Below are 1,552 nucleotides of genomic sequence, written 5' to 3'. Positions count from 1 at the left end.
CCCTCTCTGTCAGGCTGGTTGTGAGTCACTCAGTCTGACACTGAGAGGAACACTAACCATGACCATCACTACTGGATACAGCGTGGCAGAGATCCGGTCTTTCCTGGTTCAGTACGACCAGATCCCCTTCGGACAGAAGGGCAAATGGGTCGATGCTCAACCGTTCACGCGAAAGCAGCTGTACACGTGGATACGAGCTCTCGTTACCGGCGACCTCGACCGCGGACTCGTCCCGCGGAACAATGACCCTATGACCTATGCGACACGGCGGAAGAAGATGACCGAGGAATTGACCTCGGACCGTGAGAAAGCCCTGATGAAGGAACTCGCGGTCAAGGAGGCGGCTCTGGCCGCGAAGGAGAAGGAACTGGCGTCCCAAGGTGAGGAGATCCGCAGGCTGGAAGAGACGGCGAACAGCTTGGGAAAAGCTATCGGGCTCTTGCACAGCAGGAACGTGTCAGAGCCCGACGCGGACGAGGAACATTCGAGTCCGAAGAATTCCTGACCATGGAGAACACCCTCGTGTTCGACCTCGTCGAGTCTGGCCTGTCACAGCGCCGAGTTCTTGACGTCGTGGGCCTGTCACGGTCTACGTGGCATTACCGGCTCAACCCGCGCCAGACTACGGCTGAGCCGGTGGCGCATCGGGACCGGGCCTATCCGAACCGCATCGATGCTGAAGCGAAACAGCAGATTAAGACACTCATCGAAGCAGGGTGGGCCGATGATCACTCGGTTGATCATGCATTCGCGCGGGCCTGGGACGACGGGATCATGGTCGCGTCCCAACGCACATGGTGGCGCATCGCTGCCGATCTGGAGGATCAGACCAAACGGCCGCAGGTCGCCACGCGCAAGGGCACAAGGCAGCCCCGTGAGATACCGGTGCTGGTGGCGACCAGGCCGGGGCAAGTGTGGTCATGGGACATCACTGATGTGAAGTCGGTCTGGGCACACGTCGTGTTCAAGGTGTACTCGATCATTGATATCTTCTCCCGCAAGATCGTGGGATATCGGGTCGAGCACCGCGAGTCCGATGACCTTGCAGTGGAGATGTTCGAAGACGCTATCACGAGATATGGTGCCCCGGAGTTCGTGCATGCCGATTCTGGAGCGGCGATGAAGTCCGCGGTGTTGAAAGAAGTCCTGGCCGTTCATGGCACTGAGACAACGCATAACCGACCGTATGTGTCTAATGACAACCCGTATTCGGAGTCAGCGTTTCGCACGATGAAGTATCGGCCGGCGTATCCCGTCGTGTTTGATGACCTTGATGATGCTCGAGACTATGTCGGTGCGCATGTGCAGTGGTACAACACTGAGCATCGTCACTCCGGGATCGCTCACTTCACCCCGGACCAGGTCCAAGACGGGTCCTGGAACACAGTATGGGAGAAACGACAGGACACTCTGGCCAAGTATTACGCGCAGCATCCGGAACGGTTCGCGAAACCACCGACGACCCCGGCACCAGCCGAGGTCGTCGGGATCAACCATCGAGAGATAGACACGCTAGCAGCGTGAGTGACTCCAAACAGCTTGACAGGGCGCG

Annotated in this window: 2 protein-coding genes; both read left to right on the top strand. The window is 58.6% G+C overall.

The genetic code is table 11. From position 1 onward, the window contains the following. Positions 1 to 505 (top strand): hypothetical protein (locus tag BLIN9172_RS17715; protein WP_219618608.1); only part of this gene is annotated, 505 nt, incomplete at its 5' end. A 2-nt stretch (positions 506 to 507) separates the two neighbouring features. After that, on the top strand, positions 508 to 1,524 hold the full coding sequence (locus BLIN9172_RS17710; RefSeq protein ID WP_101556180.1) for a DDE-type integrase/transposase/recombinase: 1,017 nt from the start codon (positions 508 to 510) through the stop codon (positions 1,522 to 1,524). Positions 1,525 to 1,552: the final 28 nt, after the last annotated feature.

Origin of the sequence: Brevibacterium linens ATCC 9172 (assembly GCF_900169165.1) — a bacterium.
In the GTDB taxonomy this organism is placed as follows: Bacteria; Actinomycetota; Actinomycetes; order Actinomycetales; family Brevibacteriaceae; genus Brevibacterium; species Brevibacterium linens.
This window is presented reverse-complemented; position numbering and strand designations above follow the sequence as displayed.

Coding starts and splice junctions, on each gene's coding strand:
- BLIN9172_RS17710 (WP_101556180.1), top strand. CDS start 508: ATGGAGAACACCCTCGTGTTCGACCTCGTCGAGTCTGGCCTGTCACAG.